The organism is Nonomuraea sp. NPDC049784 (assembly GCF_040659615.1).
Classification (GTDB): Bacteria; Actinomycetota; Actinomycetes; order Streptosporangiales; family Streptosporangiaceae; genus Nonomuraea.
The window spans coordinates 1-1,342 of record NZ_JBFAMX010001219.1 but is presented as its reverse complement, the minus strand read 5'-3'; the positions used below and the strand labels follow the sequence as shown (position 1 = coordinate 1,342).

The window sequence follows — 1,342 nt, the reverse complement described above, 5'->3', positions numbered from 1 at the left end:
GCCGGCCTGCGCGGCCAGCCGGGGAAACGCGCTGGTGGCGATGGGCACGGCCAGCACCGCGTACGGCACCAGGTAGATCGCCCACGCGTAGTTGTAGACGGCGATGGCTCCGCTGCCGATCGCGTGGTTCGACAGCAGCACCACCACGATCATGGCGGCCTGCTGGGCGAGCAGCGCGGAGATCCCGGCCAGGGCCAGCCTGCGCACCTGGGCGGCCACCCCGTCGGGGAACCTCAAGGTCGGCCGCCACCGCAACCCCAGCCGGGCCGTGGGCCTGACCACGGCCAGCACCAGCGACAGCACCCCCAGGCTCGTGCCTGCCGACAGCGCCAGCTCGGCCGGCCCAGGCACCGTGGCAGGGTCGGTCACCCCACCGCTGAGCGGCACGAACAGGAGATAGGCCACGATGACGACGATGCTGGACACCAGCGGCGCGACCGCGGGCCCGGCGAAGCGCTTGTGCGCCTGCAGCACGCCGTAGAGCACGACGGCGACGCCGTACAGGGGGATCTGGGGCGCGAAGACGACCAGCATCCGGGCGGCGACCGCCGTCACGGCCCCGGCATCCTCGCACCCGTCGATGGCCGTGCCGAAGAACAGCCCGATGATCGGGCCGGCGAAGAGGGCGGTGAGCGCCCCCAACGGCACGAGGACGACGACCACCCAGGTCAGCAACGCAGAACTGATCCACCCGACCCGCTCACCGGCGGCTGAATGGTGGCCGATGTCGCCCTCGTCCGGAGCGAACGCCCCCGGCGCCCGGGCGGCCGCCCCCGCGAGCACCGGGACGACCATCCCCGCCAGAGCCCCGCCGACGACCACCTCGAAGATGATGTTGGGAATCTGGTTGGCCGTCATGTAGGCCGTGGCAAGGCAGTTGGTCCCCACCGTCTGCGCGAAGGCGTACTGCTTGGCGAAGCCCGCGATGCGCGCCAGCACGGTGATGGCCCCGATGAGCATCGCGCCGCCCGCGACCCCCCGCGCCGTCACCACAGACACCCGGCCTCCCCAGCCCCGCTCTCGACCCCGCTGACGCAGAACATCCTGGCAGGCCGTACCGACAAACGCGGTCTCACACAGGGTCGGCGGGACGGCGGCCGAGCATGTCGAGGCGGTTGAGCACGGGGTTGCCCGCGATGACCTTGGTGAAGCTGACCTTCTCCGCGGCGGCGGTCAGCGCCACGACGGTGCCCAGCAGGGCGTACCGGCCCGGCTTGCCCAGCTTGCTGACGGCGGCGAGCCCGAGCAGGGCGCCCAGGGCGTTGGCGCCGGCGTCGCCGAGCATGGCGCGTTCGCCGAGGTCCTCGGGCAGCAGCGCCGCGGCGGCGCCGAGCGGCACGGC

The 1,342-nt window shown here is 73.0% G+C and carries 1 protein-coding gene and 1 pseudogene; both read right to left on the bottom strand.

The window, feature by feature from the left end:
* Positions 1–999 (bottom strand): lipid II flippase MurJ (locus AB0J09_RS64875; RefSeq protein ID WP_360714465.1); only part of this gene is annotated, 999 nt, incomplete at its 3' end.
* Between the two features lie 73 nt (positions 1,000–1,072).
* Positions 1,073–1,342: pseudogene (locus AB0J09_RS64870) on the bottom strand (hypothetical protein); the annotation flags it as partial.